The sequence below is a fragment of the Tepidimonas fonticaldi genome (assembly GCF_001675355.1).
Taxonomy (GTDB): Bacteria; Pseudomonadota; Gammaproteobacteria; order Burkholderiales; family Burkholderiaceae_C; genus Tepidimonas; species Tepidimonas fonticaldi.
Map to the genome: position 1 here is coordinate 1 of NZ_LZDH01000052.1, position 749 is coordinate 749.

Genomic DNA, 749 nt, shown 5'->3' on the forward strand with positions numbered 1-749 from the left:
ACCTTGGCTATCAACCCAGACATCTATTGCTGCGGTATCACCAAACAGATTATGCATATTACCTAAAATTTCTTGGTATGCCCCAATCATAAAGAAACCTATCATTGGTGGGTTTTCTGGGTCATATGCGGGCATTGGCATTGTGGTTTCAACGCCATCACCATCAACGTAATGGTCAATGATACCGTCTGAGTCACAGGTGATATCTAACAGTACTGCACGACGGTCTAATGGTTTATCTAACCCTTCAATCGGTAATACTGGGAACACTTGGTCAATTCCCCAAGAGTCTGGTAGCGATTGGAATAAGGAAAAATTCACATAAAACTTATCAGCCATGCGCTCTTGGAGTTCGTCGATTAGCGGACGATGAGCACGATTACTTGGATCTAAATCCTGTTGAATACGGCGGCAAATATTTAGGTATAACTCTTCTGCCCATGCACGTTGGGTCAAATCTAACACACCATGAGCATATTGAGTGTGCGCTTCTTGTAAGTCGAACTGGCTATCATGCAACCATTCGCGTAATGAACGGCTATTACCTTGGTGCTGCATTGACTCCCACGTTTCCCATAAGGAAATTAATGAACGTGGCGCATCTTCATGAGGCGGTGTTGTTTTGGTAAATTCATTACGTTCAACCCCAATCACATTGGACACTAACACCGTATGGTGCGCTGTCAACGCACGGCCTGATTCCGTAATTACCGTTGGATGTGGTAAATCAAACTCTTCACACGCATCCC

The 749-nt window shown here is 44.3% G+C and carries 1 protein-coding gene; it reads right to left on the bottom strand.

The genetic code is table 11. The annotated features are described in order from the left end of the window. On the bottom strand, window positions 1-749 hold a 749-nt coding region (locus A9O67_RS13095; protein WP_231960241.1), incomplete at both ends, for a type III PLP-dependent enzyme domain-containing protein.